This is a genomic window from Streptomyces sp. NPDC057939 (genome assembly GCF_042887545.1).
In the GTDB taxonomy this organism is placed as follows: domain Bacteria; phylum Actinomycetota; class Actinomycetes; order Streptomycetales; family Streptomycetaceae; genus Streptomyces.
In genome coordinates this window covers 191148-211922 of record NZ_JBHVPG010000001.1, presented here as the reverse complement: position 1 = coordinate 211922, position 20775 = coordinate 191148, and the positions used below count along the sequence as shown (strand labels likewise).

Genomic DNA, 20775 nt, shown 5'->3' with positions numbered 1-20775 from the left:
GGGGTGGGGGGACGGGAGGCCTGTCGGCCCCGCTCAGCGGGCGGGGAGGTCCGGCGAGGCCAGGTTCCGGTAGGGGGCGCCGGGGTCGATGCCGGCACCGCTGAACGCGGCGTGCGCGGGGGCGGGCCCGGCGTCGGTGCCGTTCCCCGGTCCCGCTCCGGCGACGGACGCGGCCCGGACGGCCGCCTCCGCCAGCGCCGCGGCGCGGTGCTGGCCGAAGCTCAGCCCGCCCGCGCCCGGCCTCGGGTCGGCCGGCTCCCAGGCCACGGCCGCCGCGGGGCCGATCCGGTGGGCGAAGACCGAGGTGTCCGGGGCGGTGCCCGGCAGGTCCCGGACCGCGTCGGCGACGATGTGGCAGGCGCCCCGGGACGCGCCCCCCAGATAGACGACGAGGGCGTCGCGGCGCGGGTAGTCGGCCGGACCGGACAGCACCTTGGCGTGGTAGCCGGCGCCGGCCGCCTCCAGGCGCTCCAGCACGGCGCCCCAGATCCGCGGGGCCCGTCCGGGATCGGTGAGGTGGACGTAGACCCGCAGCAGTTCGTCGCCGAAGTCCGGCTCGCGGGAGCCCATGACGTAGAAGAATCCGGGCGACAGCGCGGGCCGCAGCGGGGAGGCCGGGCTGCGCACCTCGGCGCCCGGTACGAGCGGGCCGTCGGCGGTCAGCCGGTCCACGGGCACCCGGACGCGTACGCCGTCCCAGGACACGAGCGCCTCCCCGCCGACCGGTTCCCGCGGGGCCCGGAGCAGGACACCGGCGCGGCTCACCGCGCGGTGGGGCACCGCCGCCGCCAGCTCGCGCTCGAAGCCGTGGTCGCGCGGGGCCATCCGGCGGGGCCGGGTGTCGGCCTCGGCGCGACCCGTGTGGAACACCTCGTACAGGGCCGCCCCCAGCCGCTGCTGGAGTTCGCGGGTGGACCCGCCCTCGATGGTGCGCGGTCCGACGGTGGCGGTGAGGCCGTCGGCGGAGAGGTGGATCCGGGCCAGGGCGTCGGCGAGGGCGGGGGCCAGGGCGTCGGCCGGTGCGGGGGCCGGGGTGGCGGGGGCTGCGGCTGCGGCGGTGGTCACGAGGCGTCTCCGAGTCCGACGACGTGGGTGAAGCGGGCGGGGTCGAGCAGGGCCGTGCGGCCGATGCCCGCGGCGGCCCGCTCGATGCCGAGCAGCCGGTTGGAACGGGCGGCGCCGGCGAGGAGCCGGTCCAGCAGGTGCCAGCCGGCGAAGGCGGTGGCCCGCTCGGCCAGGCCCGGATCGGCGTCCGGCCGCGCGACGCGGTAGCCGCGCCAGAACTCCTGGACGACCGGCCGCAGTCGGGTGAGCTTCTCCGCGCCGCGGGCGAGGACGGTCTCGCGGGTCATCGACAGCCCGGCGAAGGCGGCGGTGTCGGCGTCACCGCGGGTGGTGACGATGTCGTGCACCGCGCGGTGCAGCCATTCACCGGCGAAGCCGCCCACGTCGCGGGCCGGGTCGGCGAGGCGGAACTCCTCCCAGTCGGCCACGTGCAGCACGGCGTCCGGACCGGGCGGCCCGGTGATCAGGAACTGGTCCATCCGCAGGTCGCAGTGGGCGGGCACGCGCGGCGCCGTCCGTTCGTCGGCGAGCAGCCGGTGCACGGCCCCGATCAGCGGGGCGTCGTTCTGCAGCAGTCGCCAGGTCTCCAACTCGGCGCCGCTGAGTTCCTCGAACACGGCCGCCGGCAGCGCCTCCAGGAGTTCCGGCGAGGGCAGGGCGGGGATGCTCGGCGCCAGTGCGTCGAGCGGTCCGGCGGGGCGCGCGTGCAGCCGGCCCAGAGCGAGGCCCGCGCGGTGCGCGAGCTCCGGGGTGAACTCCTGGTCGGCCATCAGCTCGGCGCCGCTGCGGGCGTCCTGGAGGTAGTCGAAGGCGAGCAGGCCGGCGTCCGGGTCGCTGCCCAGCAGCGCGGGTCCGCGCAGGACGTCGGCGGGCGCGTCCGCGACCATCCGCTCGTAGGCGAGCGCGCGGTCCATCCGCTCCCGTACGTCCTGCGGCGCCCCGGTCAGCCGCTTGACGAACACGCGGGCGCCGCCGGTCGTGCGACCGGCCCAGGTGTCGTTGCGGCCGGGCAGCGCGGTGAGGTCGGTGCGGTCGAAGGGGCCCGTGCCGATGCGCCGCAGCAGGGCGTCGACCTCGGGCACGCCGTCGAGGTCGACGGGTCGGAACCGCAGTTCGGTGCGGGGCGGGGTGGCGGTGCGGGTCACGGCGTCTCCTCGGCCGGGGCGGCGGGTGCGGCCGGGTCGGCGGGCTGGGTCGGGTCGGCGGGTGCGCCGGGGTCGGCGGCTGCGCCGGGGTCGGCCGCCGGTACGGCGAGCACTCCGGCGTAGGCGGGCCGGGCGAACAGGCGGGCGCAGTCACGGGCCACCTCGGCGGCCGGCGCCCCGTACAGGGCGTCGGGGAAGTCGAGGAGCTCGGCCGTCCGGCGCCCCGTCGCGAGCCAGGCCGCCAACTGGTCGGCGAACGCGGACTGGGACTGCGGCATCAGGGCGAACTGGCCCGCGCAGTACCGGCGGGCGGCGTCCACCTCGGCCGCCGTGGGCGGCTCGGTCGCGGTGCGGCGCAACTCCTCACGGATCACGGCGGCGGCCTCCACCGCCCCGACGGGCGGCAGTTGGGCGTGGATCCGCACGAGCGGTCCCGTGCCCGCGTGGTCGCCGAAGCGGCCCGCGTACGAGGTGAAGCCGTACGGGGCCTGCGGCGTGCGCAGCCCCGCGAGCCGGGCACCGGGCTGGCCGCCGCCGAGCACCGACACCGCGAGCCAGCGGGCGGCGAACGACCCGGCCGGCGGCGGTTCGGGGGTGGCCCACACCAGGTGCGCGGCGCCGGTGGGCAGGGCCGGGGGCAGGCCCAGCAGCGCGAGGCCCTCGGCGGCGACGGGGAACGACGGCCGCGGGCCGGGCGGCGTGCCGGGGGAGGCGGCCGGTAGGCGCAGGGCGGCGCTGGCCGCCGCGACCCAGGCGTCGGGGTCCAGGTCGCCGACGGCGGTGAGCTCGACGCCACCCGCGTACGGAGGCGCGCCGGTCACCCCGACGGTGCCCGGTCCGGGCCCACCGGCCAGGAGCCGCTGCCGCAGGGCCTGTTCGACGAGCCAGGTCGGGTCACCGACCCGGCCGCCCATGCGGGCGCGGGCCCGCCGCTCCACGGCGGCGAGTTCGGTCGCCGTGGGCGGGGCGGCGAGCAGGGCGGCGAACACCTCCGGGTCGGGGGCGGGCGCGGGCAGCCAGGCGTCGAGGAGGACGGCGCCGCCCTCCACGGTCGTGGACACGGAGCCCTGCGCGGGGAAGCGGGCGGCCCACCGGTCGGCGAGGACCAGGGCGAGCCGCTCCCGGTCGGCGGGCGCGGCGGAAGGGAGCGCGGGCAGCCGCAGCCGCAGCTCGACGAGGGGCGCGCGGGCGTCCCGCACGGCGGCCACCACGGGCCCACTGCCGAGACGCCCGCCGACGGCCCCGGACCCGCTCTCGGCGAACCCGAACCCCCGCAACCCGCGCGGCCCCACCGAAACGGCGGGCAGCGGGGCGAGGGAGGGCACGGGTGCGGGTGCGGGTGCGGCTCCGCCGGGTGTCGGCGCAGGGGGCGTGCCGGTGGCGGGCTGTGGCGCACGGGTGCCGGTGGTGCCGGGCGCGGGCGCGGGCACGGGTGCGGCTCCGGCAGGCGTCGGCGGAGGGGGCGTGTCGGTGCCGGCCACCCCGGGCTCGGGTGCGGGCGTGGTGGAGGTGTCGGGCCGCGGCGCGGGTGCGGCCGAGCTGTCGTCCGGCGTCTGCGCTGGGGGCGTGCCGGTGCCGGGCCGCGGCGCGGGGGCGGGGGGTGTGGTCAGGGTGCGGAACGGGGGGCGGGGGCCGCCCGGGAGGAGGGCCAGTACCGCTCGGTGGTCGGTGGACAGGGCGCTCGCGGCCGCGCGGACCCGGGCGGCGTCGAGGGTCCGGAGGCGGTCGGGCAGTGCGTCGAGGAGGTCGGGATCGCCGAAGAGGATCTCCAGCCGGCCCAGCGCGCGGGCCCGGGGGCCCGCCGCGTGGTGGCTGCGCAGGTGGTCGTCGGCGAGCCGGCCGGCCGCCCGCCGGACCTCGGCGTCGGCCACCTCGGCGAGGGCCCGCAGCGCGTCGTCGACCTGACGCAGGGCCGCCCGTACGCCGTCCTCGTCGGTGGCGGGCAGCGTGATGACGAGGGTGTCGGGGTCGAGCGCGTCCAGCGGCGCGAAGAAGCCGCAGACCGCGTCGACGGGGGGTACGGCCAGGAGCCGGGCGACGACGAGCCGGGCGAGGTAGCCGTCGAGGTCGGCCGTCGGGTCGGGCAGCCGGTAGCCGAGGCTGACGGCGCCACCACCGGGCACGGTCCGCACGCCCACCCGGTCCTCGGCGAGCGGGGGTTCTGCCAGGACCGGGCGGGGTGCGGTGCAGGGGGCCGGCCGGGCCGGCACGGCGGCGAAGTGCCGGGTGACGAGGTCGGCGACCCGGTCGGGATCGTCCGCGCCGCTGACCGTGAGCACGGCGTTGCCCGGGGCGTAGTGCGCGCGGAAGAAGTCGGCGCAGTCCTCGGGCGTCAGGCGGGCGAGCTCGGGGAGGTCGCCGTAGCCGTCGTGGGCGTTGGCCCAGCGGTCGTACAGGAGGGCGGGCAGCAGCGGCCAGGGCAGCCCGCCGAGCGGTGCCTCGTACACGGCGGCCCTGATCTCGGCCTCGACTCCGGCGAGTTGCTCGGCGAGGGAGCGCGCGGTGAACAGGGGTGCGCGCATCCGGTCGGCCTCGGCGGCCAGCGCGTGTTCCAGATCGGCGGTGGGAACGACGTGGACGTAGTCCGTGTAGTCCTGGTGGGTCGTGCCCTCGGCGGAGCCGCCGGCAGCCACGAGAGCGGTGAAGTAGGCGCGGTCGGGCAGGCGTTCGCTGCCCTCGAACATCATGTGTTCCAGCAGGTGGGCGACACCGGCGCGGCCTTCGGGTTCCGAGCGGAACCCGACGCCGTAGTGCACGGCGACGGCCGTGAGGCCGGCCGGCGCCGTCGTGTCGATCAGCACGCGCAGCCCGTTGCCGAGGGTCAATCTGCGCAGGGTCGCGGCGCCGGCCGTGCCGTCGGTCCCGATGCCGGTCATGCGGCCGCCCCCTCGGTGAGCGTGGTGGCGAGGCCGCCGTACAGGCGGGCCGTGCCGGCGCCGTCCGGGAGGTACGCGGCGGTGTCGTGCGCGTGGAGCGCGACGCGCAGGGCGGCGCCGCGCACGCAGCCGTCGCGTGCGGTCGCGGGGTCGCCGTCGTAGCCGTCGAGCAGGGCGTCCAGGGGCCGCTGCCAGACCCGGGGGTCGGCGCCGGCACCCGACAGCCAGCGGAACTCGGCGAGTTCACCGGCGATCCAGCCCAGGTCGACGTGCGGCGGCGCGACGCACAGGTCCTCGCCGGTCAGCAGCACGGCAGCGGCGTCGGCGTTGGCGTCGGCGGCCGTGGGGACGAGCGAACCGAGGCTCGGCGCGCCGTGCGACAGGACGCTGTCGGTCCCGGGACGGGACGCTTCCGCGGCCCAGGCGCGCAGGGGGCCGACGGCGGTCCCGCCGAGCAGGTCCGCGGCGGTGGCGCCGCCGGCGGTCGTGGCTCCCGACAGCCAGGCGTGGAGTCGGACGGCGGCGCGCGCGGGCCGACGGGCCTCCTCGGGGACGGGCGCGGCGTGCAGCGCGGCGAGCAGCGCTCCGACCTCCCGGAGCGTGTCCTCCAGGGCGCGCGGGCCACCGGGGACGGCGTGCGGGCCACCCCCGGTGATGAGCAGGTGGGCCACGGAGTACGGGCCGGGGGCGGCGTACGTCCGGGCGCCGTCCGGAGCCGCCGTACCCGTCACCAGGCGGGTGCCGGGGGCGGTCGAAGCCCGCTCCACGAGGCCGTGCAGGCGGTCGGTGAGCGGGGTGAAGGGTTCCGGGGCCCGTGCGCCGGGACGGCGCAGCCAGAGGTGGCCGCCGTCGGGCAGGGCGGTGACGGTGGTGGAGAGCAGGCCGGTGGCGTAGGCGTCGACGACGACCGGGTCCGGGGTCCCGACCTCCGGACCGGCGTTCGGGGCGGCGCTCACGGCGTCGGCTCCGCGGTGAGGCGGTGGTGCAGCGCGGCCAGGGCGTCGAGCACGTCGGGCAGCGGGGCCGCGGCCCAGCTGTCGGTGCGGCCGGTGGTGAGGCTGAGCGCGGGCACCGGCGGTACGACGACGCAGTTGGGGCGCTCGGCGAGGGCCTCGACGTGGCGGCGGTAGGCGTGGCTGCGGACTCCGCCGGGCGGCAGCGCGGGCGCGACGGCGACGGGCGCCGCCGTGCACTGCGCGGTGAGCAGCGACGGGCTGTCGGCGAGGCCGAGCGCGAGGCGGGCGGTGTACGAGAACGTCGAGGGATGGACGAGGACGGCCTCGGCCCATGCGGTCAGGTCGACGTGCGGGGCGCGCAGGACGGGTTCCTCCGGCCAGGCGTCGACCATGGTGCGGCGGCCCGTGAGCAGGTTGAGGGACTCGCGGGTGACGAAGCGCTGGGCGCTGCGGGTGAGGACGGTCTGGATTTCCAGCGCGGGGTGCGTGGCGCGCAACCAGGCGATCCAGGAGGGCAGTTCGGCGGCAGAGACGGAACCGGTGGCGACGAGGAGCAGCCGGGTGAACCCGAGCCCCTCGGGCGCGGTGGCCTGGTCGGCCCCGGTCGGCGCGGTGTGCGCGGCGTCGTCGTCACGTGCGGTGGCTGCGGTGCCCGCGGCGGTACCCGTACGCGCGGTGGCCCCGTCGGCCCCGGCCCGCGCGCCGTGCGCCGTGGTCCCGGTGTCCGTGGTGTGCTCGGTCACGACGGTCACCAGCCGTTTCCGGTGAACAGGGCTTCCAGGTCGCGCAGGACGGCCCGCGGTCCCTCCAGCCTGCCGACGCCGACGTTGTTGAGGACCACCTCGTCGACGCCCGCCGCGTGGTGCGCGGCGATGCCCGCCGCGATGTCCGCGGCGTCGCCGGTGAGGGCTCCGCCCGCGGCGAGGAGGCTCGCGGCGGTGGCGGCCGGGTTCTCGGCGTCGACCCGGACGCCGGCGCGGGTCAGCACGTCCCGGTAGTGGGGTGCGGCGAAGTGGTCGGAGCTGCCGGTGGCGAGGACGGTCAGGGGGTCCCTGCCGTCGGCCGCGGCGGCCATGGGGACCACGGACACGACGCGCGGCACGGGCCGGCCGGCGGCCTCGGCGCCCTCGCGCAGCGCGGGGACGATGACGTCGCGCACGTACGCCGGCGGGGTGAGCCAGGTGATCGCCACGTCGGCGGTCCCGCCGGCGATCCGGGCCATGCCGGGCCGCAGCACGCCGAGCCCCACCTCGACGGGGGGCGCGGGCACGGGCGGGAGGGCGCCGGAGTAGGAGAAGTAGGTGCCGCGCCGGTCGACCTCGTCGCCGTCGAGCAGTCCGCGGACGATGTCCAGGTATTCGCGGCAGGCGGTCAGCGGGCTCTCGTAGGGCGCGCCGAGCACCATGTCCTGGAGGGCGCGCGCTCCGGGGCCGAAGCCGGCGGTGATCGGGTGGCCGGACGCGGCGGCGAGGGTGCGGGCCTCGATGGCGGCCTGTACGGGATGGCGCAGCGGCATCAGCGAGACGCCGATCCCGAAGGGGACGCCCAGGCCCATCCCGCTCAACTGCGCGAAGATCTGGTGCTGTTCGTTGAGGAGCGCCTGTCCGTTCCACAGTGCCCTGGCTCCGCGCCACTGGACGAACGCGGCGAACGGCGCCGCGTGCTCCGCGCGGGTCGGGACCATGGGCAGGAGAACAGAGACGCTGCGGCTCATCGCCGCACCTCCGGGTGTCGCGGAAGGGGAAGGGAATGAAAGGATCGGGCGGTGCCCGGCCCGGGTCGTTCCCGGGACATGGGGCTGCGGCGGTCCTGGGCGCCTTGCTCTCGCCCAGGACCGCTCGGATCAGCCGTTACCGGCCGCCCCTACTGCTGGATCAGCAGCCCCACTTGAAGGACGCGGCGGTCGCGGCGACGCTCACCTTGGTGTAGGCGATGGTGGTGATGGTCGGCGTGATCGCCGGGGCGTCGGCCGACGCCTCGAAGTTCAGCTCGGCGGCGTCGGCGTAGGCCTCGAAGCCACCGACGAGCTCCATGACGCTGACGTTCTCGATCTTCTGCATTGTGCTCTCCGGATCATTGGGAACGTCCGCCTGTCGTTCCGGCGGACGTCCCTCAGTCAACAACCGTGGGCAGTCGTACGGATATTGGCCCTTGGTGCGTTGTCCCTCGGGGAGTTGTCCCTTGGTGAGGTGTCCTTCGGGACAACGTGTCCGGTGCAGATGAGCGGGTGGTGCAGGTGGGCCATCAGCGCGGCTTCGAGCCGGGAACTGACGCCGAGCTTGTCGACGATGCTGGCCACGTGGGCCTTCGCGGTCCTTTCGACGACGCCCAGTTGACGGGCGATGAGCCGGTTGGCCATGCCGTGGCCGAGCAGTGCGAGCACTTGGCGCTCGCGCCCGGTGAGGGTCCCGATCCCCCGTGGATCGTGGACGGCGCCGCGCAGTTGCGCGCAGTCGCAGGTTCCCGTGCCGTGTGCGTCCGTTTTCGCCAACTCCGTGTGCTGGTCAGGCACTTGGTCGGCCATGGATGTGCGCTCGGATTCCATGGTGTGCAAAGCAGTCACTCTCCCCCGATGGACTGTTCGAAATGCGATCGTAAGCATCGGGTAACGGGAGGGCAAAATCCCGGTGGGTGAGACACCTCACATGTTGGAGCGGGAACCGAAGGGTCCTTGGATCGGCCATGTGACCTGCGGTTATGCGCCCGCCGGGCCGGGTGCCGCCGCCCCGTAGCGGGCCCGCAGCTCCGAGACCACCCCGAAGGCCGCCGCCGTCAGCGGCACCGCGAGGAGCATGCCGAGGATGCCGGCGACGCTCGCCCCGGCCGTGATGGCCAGCATGACCACCGCCGGGTGCATCTGCACCGTGCGGCTCTGCACCATCGGCTGGAGGACGTACCCCTCGATCATCTGGACCGTCAGCACCACGCCCAGCGCCCACAGGGCGATGATCCAGCCCCGGTCGGCGAGGGCGACGAGCACCGCCACCGCGCCCGACAGGAAGGCGCCGAGGTAGGGGATGTAGGCCGTCACGAACACCAGGGCGGCCAGGCCCGGGGCGCCCGGCACCCGCAGGATCAGCAGGCCGGTGCCGATCAGCACGGCGTCGACGAGCGCGACGAAGGTGGTGCCGCGCATGAACCCCTCGACGGCCACGAACGCGCGCCGACCCATCGCCTCCATCAGGTCGCCCGAGCGGACCGGGACCATCGAACGCAGGGTGCCCACCGCCCGGTCGGAGTCGCGCAGGAAGAAGAAGATCAGCACCAGCGCCAGCAGGGCCGTGGCCAGCATGGTCGCCACCACGCTGAGCCCGGAGACCACCCCGGAGGCCGCCGTCCCGCCGAACTTGGAGAGCAGGTCCTGGGAGTTCTTCGCCACGTCCTCCAACGAGGTGCCCACCGCCCCGAAGTGCTCCGCCAGCCTCCGGCCGGCCTGCTGGAGCGATGCCACGATCTGGTCGCCCGTCCGGATGAGCGCGAGGACGACGACGTACGAGGCGCCGCCGACCACCCCGACCACGGCCAGGCAGGTCAGCGCCGCCGCGAGCGAACGGTTGACCCTCATGCCGATCAGCCACCGGTGCGTCGGCCCGAGCAGGGCCGTGCCGAGGACGGCGAGCAGCACGGGCGTGACGACGGTCCGAAAGACGGAGCACAGCCACACGACGACGGCGAGCACGGCGGTGGCCAGCAGGACGACGGCGCACCAGGCGGCGAGCCGCCGGACGGCCTCGGGCAGCAGCGGAGTCGGGGTCGGCACCGCTGCATCGAACCACGGTGACCCGCGCCGATCCGGCTCAGTCGAGCGCGTCGGCGTCCGGCTTGGACCGTTCGTGCAACTCGAACCAGATCGACTTGCCCTCGCCCCTCGGGTCGACGCCCCAGGCATCGGCCAGCATCTCCATGAGCAGCACCCCGCGCCCGCTCGACGCCATCTCCCCGGGCTGCCGCTTGTGGGGCAGCTCGTCGCTCCCGTCGGCCACCTCGACGCGCAGCCGCCGGGCGCCCAGGTCGCCCGCCGCCTCGGCGACCAGCAGCGCGTCGCCGTCGGTGTGCACCAGTACGTTCGTCACCATCTCGGAGACCATCAGCACCGCCGAGTCCACCTGGTCCGGGTCCGCCCAGTCGTGCAGGAACTCCTGGATCTGCCGGCGGGCCCCCGCGATCCGCCCGGGTTCCGCCTGGGCCACGGTCAGCATCGTGCGCCGGGCGGGCCGTACCGGCTGCGCCGGCGGGGTGCCGCAGCCGCAGCCCGGGCCCTCGCGGCACAGCAGCACCACCGCTATGTCGTCCTCGCGGCGGTCGGCGAGCGGCCCGGTGGTGTGGTGGGAGGACGGCCCGTGCACGGCCTGGACCAGCAGGTCCGCCATCCGTTCGAGGTGCGCCGAGCCCGGGGCGGTGGCGTCGCCGCCCGCCGGCTGCGGGGGATCGGACTCCAGGATCGTCCGCAGCCGGGCCCAGCCCGTGTCGTGGTCGTGTCCGCCGGTCTCGATGAGGCCGTCGGTGCACAGCATCATCGTCTCGCCGGGCTCCAGGACGAACCGCGTCGTCGGGTAGTCGGTGTCCGGGATGATCCCGAGCGGCAGTCCACCCGCCGTCGGCCGCAGCAGCACCGTGCCGTCGGCCATCCGGACGGCCGGATCGGGGTGGCCGGCGCGGGCCACCTCCAGCATTCCGGTCTCCGGGTCGCACTCCACGTACAGGCAGGTCGCGAAGCGCGGGCCGAGGTCCTGGCCGGCTTCCTCCTCGCGCTCCTGCGAGGAGCACAGCCCGGCCAGGAAGCGGGAGGCCCGCGACAGGACGGCGTCCGGCCGGTGACCCTCCGAGGCGTACGCCCGTACGGCGATCCGGAGCTGGCCCATCAGCCCGGCGGCCCGTACGTCGTGCCCCTGGACGTCGCCGATCACCAGCGCGAAGCGGCCCGAGGGCAACGGGATCATGTCGTACCAGTCGCCGCCGACCTGGAGCCCGCCGCCGGTCGGGACGTAGCGGGCCGCGATCGTCATCCCGGGGACCTCCGGACCGAGCTGCGGCATCATCGACCGCTGGAGCCCCGTCGTGAGTTCCCGTTCGGACTCGGCCACACCTGCCCGCTGGAGGGCCTGCGCGAGCATCCGGGCCACCGTCGTCAACACGGACCGCTCGTCGGGTGAGAAGGACACCGGGTGCTTGAAGGCGGCCATCCAGGCCCCCATGGTGCGCCCGGCGACGATCAGCGGGAGGAAGGCCCAGGACACCCTGCCGAAGCGCTGGGCGAGCGGCCAGGCGGCCGGAAAGCGCCGCCTGTAGTCCTCCGGGGTCGGCAGGTAGATCGCCCGCCCGGTCCGGACGACCTCGGCGGCCGGGTAGGCCGTCTCCATGCCCATGTCGGTGAAGGGACCCTCGTCCCCGGGACCGTGCCCGTGGTGCCCGATGACCGACAGCCGGTCGCCCTCGACCCCGAAGACCGCCAGCCCGTCCGGGCTGAACCCCGGCATGGACAGCGAGGCCGCCACCCGCAGCACCTCCGCCGTGGAGCGCGCCTCGGCCAGCGCCCGGCCGGCGTCCAACAGGAACGCCTCGCGGGAGCGGCGCCAGTCGCCCGTGATCGGGGTGTGCACGGCGGTCGTGCCCGGCTGCGGCTCGGCGATCTCCTGGAGGGTGCCGATCAGCTCGAAGTCGACCGGACCGTCCGGCGTGCGGCGCTCCAGCGGCTTGGAGCGGCTGCGCACGGTCCGCAGGACCCGGCCGTCCTCGTCCATGATCCGCAGCCGGGCCTCGGCGAGGGTGTCCTCGGCGACGGCCAGGTTGATGATGCCGTTGATCTCGTTCCAGTCCACCGGATGGAACCGCGACCGCACGGCGACCTCGGGCAGCACGACGGGCTCGGCGGGCAGCCCGAGCAGCCGGGCGGCCTCGCCGTCGAGCGTGACCTTCCCGGAGGCGTTGTCCCATCGCCACAGGCCGGTGGCGATGGCGGCCAGGACGTCCTCGGTGCGCACCCGGCCATCTTTACAGGTCATCCCATGGACCTGCCTGTTCGCCGCCCTCTCCGGGCGCGCCCACGCCGTCACCGCCCGGGCGGTAACCTGGGGACGGTTGAATCCTCCCTGGTATCGCGTAGAACTGGATGACTGATGCATCGGTACAGGTCCCACACGTGCGGCGAGCTCCGTGCTTCCGACGTCGGCTCCGACGTCCGGCTGAGCGGCTGGCTCCACAATCGTCGAGACCTGGGCGGCATCCTCTTCATCGATCTGCGTGACCACTACGGCATCACGCAGCTCGTCGCCCGTCCCGGCACCGCCGCGAACGAGGCGCTGAGCAGCGTCACCAAGGAGACCGTCGTCCGCATCGACGGCAAGGTCGTCTCCCGAGGCGCCGACAACGTGAACCCCGAGCTCTCGACCGGTGACGTCGAGGTCGAGGTCACCGCCGTCGAGGTGCTCGGCGCGTCCGCCCCGCTGCCCTTCACGATCAACACGGACGACGGGGTGAACGAGGAGCGTCGCCTGGAGTACCGCTTCCTCGACCTGCGCCGCGAGCGCATGCACCGCAACATCATGCTGCGCTCGGCCGTCATCGCGTCGATCCGCTCGAAGATGGTGGCCCTCGGCTTCAACGAGATGGCGACCCCGATCCTCACCGCGACCTCCCCCGAGGGCGCCCGTGACTTCGTCGTCCCGTCCCGCCTGAACCCGGGCAAGTTCTACGCCCTGCCGCAGGCGCCGCAGCAGTTCAAGCAGCTGCTGATGATCTCCGGCTTCGACCGGTACTTCCAGATCGCGCCCTGCTTCCGCGACGAGGACGCCCGCGCCGACCGCTCGCCCGGCGAGTTCTACCAGCTCGACGTGGAGATGTCCTTCGTCGAGCAGGAGGACGTCTTCCAGCCGATCGAGCGCCTGATGACCGAGATCTTCACGGAGTTCGGCAAGGGCCGCGAGGTCACCTCGCCCTTCCCGCGGATCCCGTTCCGCGAGTCGATGCTCAAGTACGGCAACGACAAGCCCGACCTGCGCTCCAAGCTGGAGCTCGTCGACATCACCGACGTGTTCGAGGGCTCGGAGTTCAAGGCCTTCGCCGGCAAGCACGTGCGCGCCCTGGCCGTCCCCGACGTGGCCGCCCAGCCCCGCAAGTTCTTCGACGGGCTCGGCGAGTACGCGATCTCGCTCGGCGCGAAGGGCCTGGCCTGGGTCCGCGTCGGCGAGGAGGGCGCCCTGACCGGCCCGATCGCCAAGTTCCTCACCGAGGAGAACGTCAAGGTCCTCACCGAGCGCCTCGGCCTCGCGGCCGGCCACGCGGTGTTCTTCGGCGCCGGCGAGTTCGACGAGGTCTCCAAGATCATGGCGGGCGTCCGCGTCGAGGCGGCCAAGCGCGCGGGCCAGTTCGAGGAGAACGTCTTCCGCTTCTGCTGGATCGTCGACTTCCCGATGTACGAGAAGGACGAGGAGACCGGCAAGATCGACTTCTCCCACAACCCGTTCTCCATGCCGCAGGGCGGCATGAAGGACCTGGAGGAGAAGGACCCGCTCGACATCCTGGCCTGGCAGTACGACATCGTCTGCAACGGCATCGAGCTGTCCTCCGGCGCCATCCGCAACCACGAGCCCGAGGTCATGCTGAAGGCCTTCGAGATCGCCGGTTACGAGGCCGAGACCGTCGAGCGCGAGTTCGCGGGCATGCTGCGGGCGTTCCGTCTCGGCGCCCCGCCGCACGGTGGCATCGCCCCGGGCGTCGACCGCATCGTGATGCTGCTCGCCGACGAGCCGAACATCCGCGAGACCATCGCCTTCCCGCTCAACGGCAACGCCCAGGACCTGATGATGGGCGCCCCGACGGTGCTGGAGGAGACCCGCCTGCGCGAGCTCAACATCGCGCTGCGCAAGCCGGTCGAGACCAAGACCTCGGAGCGTCCGATCTCCGACGCGGTCACCCCGGACGCGGGCTCCCCGCGCGGCTGAACCCCGTAACACGCGAAGGCGGCGCCCCCTCCGACCGGAGGGGGCGCCGCCTTTCGTCGTACCCGGGATGCCGGGCGTCCCGCTAGAAGCGGTCGAGCAGGCCCTTGAGGAGCGCGGCCGAGGTCAGCCCGGTGGGCGCGGGACCGGCGTGGAAGAAGCCGGTGTTCGCGGTGTCCAGCTTGCGCACGAAGTCGAAGGCCTTGGAGTCGTGGTCGCCGAACCCGACGAACTGCCAGTGGACCTCCGGAGCGGCGGCCACGGCGTCGACGATCGACTGCCGGGCGGGCTGACGGTTGTCGGGCGCGCCGTCCGTCTGGAAGACGACGAGGGCCGGACCCGAGCCGCCGTCCTTCCGGTACCGCTCCAGGACCGCCTCCACGGCCACGTGGTAGCTGGTGCGGCCCATCCGACCGAGCTCGGAGTGCCGGGCCTCGACCCAGGCCGCGTCGTGCGCGTCCAGGGTCAGTTCGGCCGTTCCGTCCACCTCGGTGGAGAAGAACACCGTGTGGACGGTGGCCTCCTCGTCGAGGTGCGCGGCCAGCGCGAGCGCGTGGTCGGCGAGGTGCTGGGCACTGCCGTCCTTGTAGAACCCGCGCATCGAACCCGACCGGTCCAGCACCAGGAACACCTTGGCCCGCGCCCCGGCCCGGCCCTTGCCGCGCAGCACCTGGCCGGCGGCCCTGTACGCCCCGCTCACCCCGGGCGCCAGCCGCTTCACGGCCGCCGCCGTGACGGCGGGGCCGAGTGCGTCGACGGCTGCCGCGTCGGGTGCGGCGTCCGTGGCGGGCACGGCTACGGCCGCCGCGGCCACGGGCACGGACTCCGGTTCGGGTGCCGTCGCGGGCTCGGCGTCGACGACGTCGGCAGCCGGAGCCGCGGACACGGGCTCGGCGACCGGCTCCGCCGCGGCGGGTGCCGCGGCCGCGGGGGCAGTCTCCTCGACCGGCGCCGGTACGGGCGGCTCGACCTCGGGAGCGGCGTCAGCCTCGACGACGGCCGCGGTCGCCGCCTCCGCGGGCGCGACGTCCTCCGGGGCGACGACCTCGGGGACGACGACCGCGGCCTCGGCCGGCGCGGCCTCGGCAACGGGCTCGACGACGGCCGGAGCCTCGGGCAGGGCCACGGTCTCCGCCACGTCCTGCGGCTCGACAACGGTCGCGGGCACGACCTCGGCTACGGATACGGCAACGGGCTCGGCCTCAACCTCGGCTGCGGCGACGGGCTCGGCCTCGACGGCGGGCTCGGCGACGGAAACGACCTCGGCCTCGGCCGCGGCGACGGACCCAGCTTCGGTGGCGGGCTCGACGACCGGCTCGGCCTCGACAACGGTCGCGGGCACAACCTCGGCTGCGGCCACGGGCTCGGCCTCAGTGACGGGCTCGGCTTCGACAACGGGCTCGGCTGCGGCGGCGGCACCAGGCTTCGCCTCGGGCTCGGCAACGGCCTCGGCACCAGGCTTCGCCTCCGCCTCTGCTTCCGTCTCCGCCTCGGCGTCGGCAGCTGCCTCCGTACGCGCCTCCGTACCCGCCTCCGCCCCGTTCTCCGTGGCGGTGGACGGGGGCTCCTTCGCCTCCGTACCCGCTGCGGCCGCGGGCGGCGTCGGGGTCTCGCCGCCGCCCTGCGGGGACTGCGGGGTCACCGGCCGACGGGCCTCCGGGACCGTCGGGTCCGCGGTGGGCGCGGGGGCGGTCATGACCGTTCCCGGCTCGAGGTCCCGCGATGCGGGCTGCGGCGGAACCGTCGGATTGTCGAAGGACGCCGCCACCAAATCGGCGGCCACGTCCAGAGGAGTGCGTTCCGTCTGGCTTGGAAGGGCCGCCGAAGGGGCGTCCGACGTCTCCGGAACCGGTTCCGCAGACCGTCCGAACACCTTGCGCAACAAGCTCCGAATACCCATGGGCCAGGCCTTTCGCATGAGTGCGTGCGTCATTTGTCCGTGCTGCGCGGATGATCCCTGCCCAGAGTGGACACGTAAGGTTATCGGCCGCCCGGCTGGATCTTCGGCAGGGTCGCCTTTCGTGGCGCCCGGCTGTCCAGGCAAACGTGCGTCCGGCCGAACTGCCCCTCCGCCGTGCCGGGTTCATCCAGCGTTCATCCCCGCGCCGCCGCATCGGCGCAACCCGCGCCTAGCGTCACGGCTGGATTCGTTCCGACACGTTGTCGGCACCGTGCACCTTCCGGAGGACACCTCGTGCGCAAGCTCCTGCCGCTCATCGGCAACCCGCATGGGAGCGGCCGTTCCGCTCTCACCTGCCGCTACCGCTGCGGCGACGCATGCTTCCACGAGGTGCCCAACACCAGTGACAACGAGTATGCGGGAGACGTCATAGCCCGCGCGTACTCCCGGCGCTCGATGCTGCGCTCCGCCGCCGTCGTCACGGTGGCGACGGCGGCCGGTACCGCCGTCACCCTCGGTGGCACCGGCGGTCAGACCGCCAACGCCACTCCCGTCGCCGACACCGGGCGCGGGGGCGAGGCCGCTCGCGGGCTGCGCTTCGCGTCGGTCGCGCCGAACACGGACGACAAGGTCACGGTCCCCGGCGGCTACGAGCAGAACGTCGTCATCCGCTGGGGCGAGCCGATCGTCAAGGGCGCTCCGGCCTTCAACGCCGACAAGCAGACCGCCGCCGCCCAGGCCGGGCAGTTCGGCTACAACAACGACTTCCTGAGCCTGCTCCCGCTCGGTGGTGACTACGAGCGACAGCAGCTCCTGGTGGCCAACCACGAGTACACCGACGAGATCCTGATGTTCAGGGGCTACGACCCGGCGAACCCGACGCGCGAGCAGGTCGAGATCGCCTGGGCCGCGCACGGCCTGTCCGTGGTCGTCGTCCAGGAGGACCACCGCAGCGGCAAGCTGACCGCGGTCGGCCGCCACCAGCTCAACCGGCGCCTGCACACCAGGAGCGAGTTCCGGATGACCGGCCCGGCCGCGGGCAGCGCGCTCCTGAAGACCTCCGTGGACCCGACCGGTACGAAGGTGCTCGGCACGCTCAACAACTGCGCCGGCGGCACCACTCCGTGGGGCACGACCCTCCACGGCGAGGAGAACTTCAACCAGTACTTCGCCAACGCCGGCCAGGTCACCGACCCCACCGCCGCCGCCCGCCTGAAGCGCTACGGAGTGACCTCGGGCGCCACCGAGCGCAAGTGGGAGCGGTTCGACAAGCGCTTCGACGTGGCGCAGGAGCCCAACGAGTCCCACCGCTTCGGCTGGGTCGTCGAGCTGGACCCGTACGACCCGAACTCCGTGCCGCGCAAGCGCACCGCGCTCGGCCGCTTCAAGCACGAGGCCGCCCAGCCGCGCCTGACCGAGGACGGTCGCCCGGTCGTCTACATGGGCGACGACGAGCGCTTCGACTACTTCTACAAGTTCGTCTCGTCGAAGCAGATGAAGAAGGGCAATTCGCGCGCGGCCAAGGAGCACAACCTGACGCTGCTCGACGAGGGCACCCTCTACGTCGCCAAGCTCACCGGCGACTCGCCGTCCGAGCAGTTCGACGGCTCGGGCAAGCTGCCCGCCGACGGCGAGTTCGACGGTTCCGGTGTCTGGATCAAGCTCGCCACCGGCAACGTCTCGCACGTCGAGGGCATGACGGCGGAAGAGGTCTACGTCTTCACCCGCCAGGCCGCCGACAAGGTCGGCGCGACCAAGATGGACCGTCCCGAGGACGTCGAGCCGTCCCCGCGCACGGGTCGCGTCTACGTCGCGCTCACCAACAACACGGACCGCGGCAAGCCGGGCAAGGAAGGCGCGACCGAGTCCAACCCGCGCAATCTGAACAAGCACGGACAGATCCTGGAGCTCGCCGAGAACTTCGACGACCCGGCCGGCGACGGATTCGCGTGGCGGTTGTTCCTGGTCGCGGGCGACCCGAACGACCCGTCCACCTACTTCGCCGGTTTCCCGAAGGACAAGGTCAGCCCGATCTCCTGCCCGGACAACGTGGCCTTCGACCCGCACGGCAACCTGTGGATCTCCACGGACGGCAACCAGCTCGGCTCCCACGACGGCCTGTTCGGCGTCGCGACCGCCGGTGACCGCCGCGGTGAGCTGAAGCAGTTCCTCACCGTTCCGCGCGGCGCGGAGACCTGCGGCCCGATCATCCAGGACAAGCGGGTCCTCGTCGCGGTCCAGCACCCGGGCGAGATCGACGGCGCGTCCGTCGAGAAGCCGCAGTCGGTGTGGCCCGACGGTCCGGGGAAGATCGTCCGTCCGTCGGTGGTCTCCGTGTGGCGCAAGGACGGCCGCAACATCGGCGTCTGACGACCCGAGTTGATCCGATGTCCGGGGCCCTGTTTCACGTGAAACAGGGCCCCGGTCCGTTCAACTGTCCTCCACCAGAAGCCCCACCGGGAGCCGGAGCGTGCTCACGGCGCCCCCGTCGGGGGCGTTGGAGAAGGTCAGCGACACGTCCAGGACCGCCGCCTGACCGGCGGCGATCGTCAATCCGAGTCCGTGGCCGCGCCCGCGCCCGGGGTCCCCGGTGCGGAAGCGCTGCGGGCCCTGCTCGATCAGCTCGGCCGGGTAGCCGGCCCCGTGGTCCCGGATCACCACGACGGGTCCCTCGACGGTGACCTCGATCGGTGGCTGCCCGTGCTTGTGGGCGTTGACCAGCAGATTGGTCACGATCCGGTCCAGCCGCCGCCGGTCGGTGAGCACCACCGTGTCCCGTACGACCTCGACCGAGGCGGCCAGCCGGGTCCCGGCCACGGCCCGCCGGACGGCCCGTCCGAGGTCGACCCGGGCCAGTTCCGCCCGCTCCACCCCGGAGTCGAGCCGGGAGATCTCCAACAGGTCCTCCGTGAGCAGGTGCAGGGCCTTGAGCCGGTCGTTGATCATCTCCTTGGGGCGTCCGTCGGGCAGCAGGGCGGCGGCCGCCAGCGAACCGGTCAGCGGGGTGCGCAGCTCGTGCGCCACGTCGGCCGTGAACCTCTTCTCGGCCTCCAGCCGTTCCTGGAGCGACGCCGCCATCAGGTCCAGGGCCTGTGCCACGTCGCGGACCTCGTCCCGGTCGCCCGCCCGGCGGGGGTCGTAGCCGCGCAGCGGGAACCCGACCCGGGCGTCCAGGTCCCCGCCGCTGATCCGGCGGGCGACGGCCGCCGTCCGCGCGAGCCGACGGCTGATCCGGTCGGCGAGGAACAGGCCGGCCAGCGCGACCACGCCGGCGGCGAGGGCCGACGAGGCGAGGATCGCGGCGTCGATGTCCCGGAGCCGGTCGCGCGTGCCCTCGAACGGGATCCAGACCGCGAGGGCCTTCCGGTCGGCGGGCCCGGCACCCCACATGACGGGCTCGCCCCGGTACTCGCCGACCATGCTGCCGGTCTGCCCGCGCGCGACCAGCCGGCGCAGTGGCACGGGCAGGGCGGGCGGGTCCAGGGCGACCGCGATGTCGCCGTGCGCGGTGCCGTACTCGTAGTGGCCGAGGGCGTGGTCGAGGTCCCGGTAGACGTCCTTGCGGACCTCCCCGGAGATCTGCTCGGCGACCACGTTGTGCACCAGCACGCCGAGCACGGCGGCGACCGCGCAGCACACCAGGGTGGTGGTCAGCGCGATCTTCCAGCGGAGGCTGCTCAGCGCGCGCATCGCGCCCCGTCCTCGGCCAGGGGGGCGTCCGCGAGTCCGGGGCACTCGTCGAGGGTGAGCTGCGACAGGTTCATGATCCCGGCGTCCGGATCCCACACGTAGTCGGAGACGGAGATGTAGGCCGGGTTCGAGGTCGGCTCGCGGACCGCCAGGTGCTCGGCGGCCACCTCCACGCCCTCCAGCACCGCACGGCGCGACAGGATCCGGGCGATGCCGCCGTCGTCCCGAACGGTGTAGACGCGCAGCTCGCTGAGCCGGCCGTCGATGTCGAGGGCGGTGATCAGCTCCTCCTTGCCGTTGCCCGTCACGTCGTGCAGGACGGGGGGCCGCACGGGGCAGTCCGGCCCGCCGTCCACAGCCTCTGTGCAGAGGGTCATCCGCTGCGCCGCCCGCGGGTCGACCAGCCGGCCCGTCCCGCCGTCCTGGGCGGTGGCGGCGGTGACGTCGGCCCGTACGACGTCCACCGCGTTCACGCCGCGCATGCTGCCGGTGGTCACCTTGGGCAGGCCCGGCACGATCGCGGCAGCGCCCGGTTCCTGCCCGGGGGCGGCGGGCTCGGGACGGATCTCCCGCCACAGGCTCTGCGGGGCGTGCACGGTGCCGAGGTCGCCGGCGCTCTGCAGCCCCTCCACGTCGGCGCACCCGACGGTCACCGTGAGCAGGGCGGCGACGGCCGCCACCCGGTGGCCGCGCCGCGAGGAGTACCTCATCCCCCGATGCTCCCCCGCCCCCGCCCACCGGGCCCGAGCATTGACCCATTGGAGCGACCCCCCGCCCCCGTGGCTCCGCCCCGAACCCCGCGCCTCAATCGCCGGCGAGGCTGGAGGGTGCGGCGGGGTCGGATTGTGGAGCGGGGCCACGGTGCAGGCTCCCGGGGCTCCGCCCCGAACCCCGCGCCTCAATCGCCGGCGGGGCTGGAGGGCGCGGCGGGGTCGGATTGTGGAGCGGGGCCACGGTGCAGGTTCCCGGGGCTCCGCCCCGGACCCCGCGCCTCAAACGCCGGCGAGGCTGGAGGGTGCGGCGAGGCTGGAGGGTACGGCGGGGCTGGAGGGTGCGGCGATGCCGGATCGGCTGGCGGGACTGGATCGGGTGGCAGGGCCGGATCGGGTGGGGCCGGATTGGTGGTGGGGCCGGACCGGGACGGTGATGCCGCGGGGCGGGGTCGGGGACGGGGTGGGGTGTCGGCCGGGACTAAAACGTGATTTG

General features: G+C 74.4%; 15 protein-coding genes. 2 read left to right on the top strand and 13 right to left on the bottom strand.

Features of this window, described 5'->3' with window-relative positions; all coding sequences use genetic code 11:
* Positions 1 to 33: 33 nt before the first annotated feature.
* From ACFVS6_RS00940 to ACFVS6_RS00895, 10 genes are all read right to left on the bottom strand, one after another.
* Entirely contained in the window at positions 34 to 1065 is a 1032-nt protein-coding gene (locus ACFVS6_RS00940; RefSeq protein WP_389699822.1) for a T3SS effector HopA1 family protein, read from the bottom strand.
* On the bottom strand, positions 1062 to 2210 hold the full coding sequence (gene lxmK / locus ACFVS6_RS00935; protein ID WP_389699821.1) for a class V lanthionine synthetase subunit LxmK: 1149 nt from the start codon (positions 2208 to 2210) through the stop codon (positions 1062 to 1064). Before lxmK ends, ACFVS6_RS00940 begins: the two co-directional genes overlap by 4 nt.
* Positions 2207 to 5086: an insulinase family protein gene (locus ACFVS6_RS00930; RefSeq protein ID WP_389699820.1), complete on the bottom strand. Its 2880-nt coding sequence runs from the start codon at positions 5084 to 5086 to the stop codon at positions 2207 to 2209. The genes lxmK and ACFVS6_RS00930 overlap by 4 nt, the downstream gene beginning before the upstream one ends.
* A complete protein-coding gene (locus ACFVS6_RS00925) occupies positions 5083 to 6042 on the bottom strand; it encodes a hypothetical protein (RefSeq protein ID WP_389699819.1) in 960 nt (319 codons plus the stop codon). The genes ACFVS6_RS00930 and ACFVS6_RS00925 overlap by 4 nt, the downstream gene beginning before the upstream one ends.
* The gene (locus ACFVS6_RS00920; RefSeq protein WP_389699818.1) at positions 6039 to 6785 is read right to left on the bottom strand and encodes a flavoprotein; all 747 of its coding nucleotides are present in this window, start codon (positions 6783 to 6785) and stop codon (positions 6039 to 6041) included. Before ACFVS6_RS00920 ends, ACFVS6_RS00925 begins: the two co-directional genes overlap by 4 nt.
* Before the next feature lie 5 nt (positions 6786 to 6790).
* On the bottom strand, positions 6791 to 7756 hold the full coding sequence (locus tag ACFVS6_RS00915) for an LLM class flavin-dependent oxidoreductase (protein WP_389699817.1): 966 nt from the start codon (positions 7754 to 7756) through the stop codon (positions 6791 to 6793).
* A 160-nt stretch (positions 7757 to 7916) separates the two neighbouring features.
* Positions 7917 to 8102 (bottom strand): LxmA leader domain family RiPP, encoded by a 186-nt coding sequence (locus ACFVS6_RS00910; RefSeq protein ID WP_388891063.1) that lies wholly within the window; start codon positions 8100 to 8102, stop codon positions 7917 to 7919.
* A 56-nt stretch (positions 8103 to 8158) separates the two neighbouring features.
* On the bottom strand, positions 8159 to 8554 hold the full coding sequence (locus tag ACFVS6_RS00905) for a helix-turn-helix transcriptional regulator (protein ID WP_389699816.1): 396 nt from the start codon (positions 8552 to 8554) through the stop codon (positions 8159 to 8161).
* Between the two features lie 183 nt (positions 8555 to 8737).
* Positions 8738 to 9802, bottom strand: a complete 1065-nt coding sequence (locus ACFVS6_RS00900; protein WP_389699815.1) for an AI-2E family transporter — start codon at positions 9800 to 9802, stop codon at positions 8738 to 8740.
* Positions 9803 to 9839: 37 nt separating this feature from the next.
* Positions 9840 to 12023: a SpoIIE family protein phosphatase gene (locus ACFVS6_RS00895; protein ID WP_389700031.1), complete on the bottom strand. Its 2184-nt coding sequence runs from the start codon at positions 12021 to 12023 to the stop codon at positions 9840 to 9842.
* Positions 12024 to 12158: 135 nt separating this feature from the next.
* On the opposite strand from ACFVS6_RS00895, the gene aspS reads away from it, so the two are divergent.
* On the top strand, positions 12159 to 13982 hold the full coding sequence (gene aspS, locus ACFVS6_RS00890) for an aspartate--tRNA ligase (protein ID WP_389699814.1): 1824 nt from the start codon (positions 12159 to 12161) through the stop codon (positions 13980 to 13982).
* Between the two features lie 82 nt (positions 13983 to 14064).
* Here aspS and ACFVS6_RS00885 read toward each other — a convergent pair whose 3' ends face one another.
* Positions 14065 to 15675, bottom strand: a complete 1611-nt coding sequence (locus ACFVS6_RS00885) for a VWA domain-containing protein (RefSeq protein WP_389699813.1) — start codon at positions 15673 to 15675, stop codon at positions 14065 to 14067.
* 498 nt (positions 15676 to 16173) lie between these two features.
* On the opposite strand from ACFVS6_RS00885, the gene ACFVS6_RS00880 reads away from it, so the two are divergent.
* The gene (locus tag ACFVS6_RS00880; RefSeq protein ID WP_389699812.1) at positions 16174 to 18249 is read left to right on the top strand and encodes a PhoX family protein; all 2076 of its coding nucleotides are present in this window, start codon (positions 16174 to 16176) and stop codon (positions 18247 to 18249) included.
* A 60-nt stretch (positions 18250 to 18309) separates the two neighbouring features.
* Here ACFVS6_RS00880 and ACFVS6_RS00875 read toward each other — a convergent pair whose 3' ends face one another.
* Positions 18310 to 19569, bottom strand: a complete 1260-nt coding sequence (locus tag ACFVS6_RS00875; protein ID WP_389699811.1) for a sensor histidine kinase — start codon at positions 19567 to 19569, stop codon at positions 18310 to 18312.
* A complete protein-coding gene (locus ACFVS6_RS00870) occupies positions 19557 to 20279 on the bottom strand; it encodes a hypothetical protein (protein ID WP_389699810.1) in 723 nt (240 codons plus the stop codon). Before ACFVS6_RS00870 ends, ACFVS6_RS00875 begins: the two co-directional genes overlap by 13 nt.
* Positions 20280 to 20775: the final 496 nt, after the last annotated feature.

Bases quoted from the DNA above. Each gene is read 5' to 3' on its own strand.
- ACFVS6_RS00930 (WP_389699820.1), bottom strand. From the start codon at position 5,086: ATGACCGGCATCGGGACCGACGGCACGGCCGGCGCCGCGACCCTGCGC.
- ACFVS6_RS00870 (WP_389699810.1), bottom strand. From the start codon at position 20,279: ATGAGGTACTCCTCGCGGCGCGGCCACCGGGTGGCGGCCGTCGCCGCC.
- ACFVS6_RS00915 (WP_389699817.1), bottom strand. From the start codon at position 7,756: ATGAGCCGCAGCGTCTCTGTTCTCCTGCCCATGGTCCCGACCCGCGCG.
- ACFVS6_RS00875 (WP_389699811.1), bottom strand. From the start codon at position 19,569: ATGCGCGCGCTGAGCAGCCTCCGCTGGAAGATCGCGCTGACCACCACC.
- aspS (WP_389699814.1), top strand. From the start codon at position 12,159: ATGCATCGGTACAGGTCCCACACGTGCGGCGAGCTCCGTGCTTCCGAC.
- ACFVS6_RS00910 (WP_388891063.1), bottom strand. From the start codon at position 8,102: ATGCAGAAGATCGAGAACGTCAGCGTCATGGAGCTCGTCGGTGGCTTC.
- ACFVS6_RS00885 (WP_389699813.1), bottom strand. From the start codon at position 15,675: ATGACCGCCCCCGCGCCCACCGCGGACCCGACGGTCCCGGAGGCCCGT.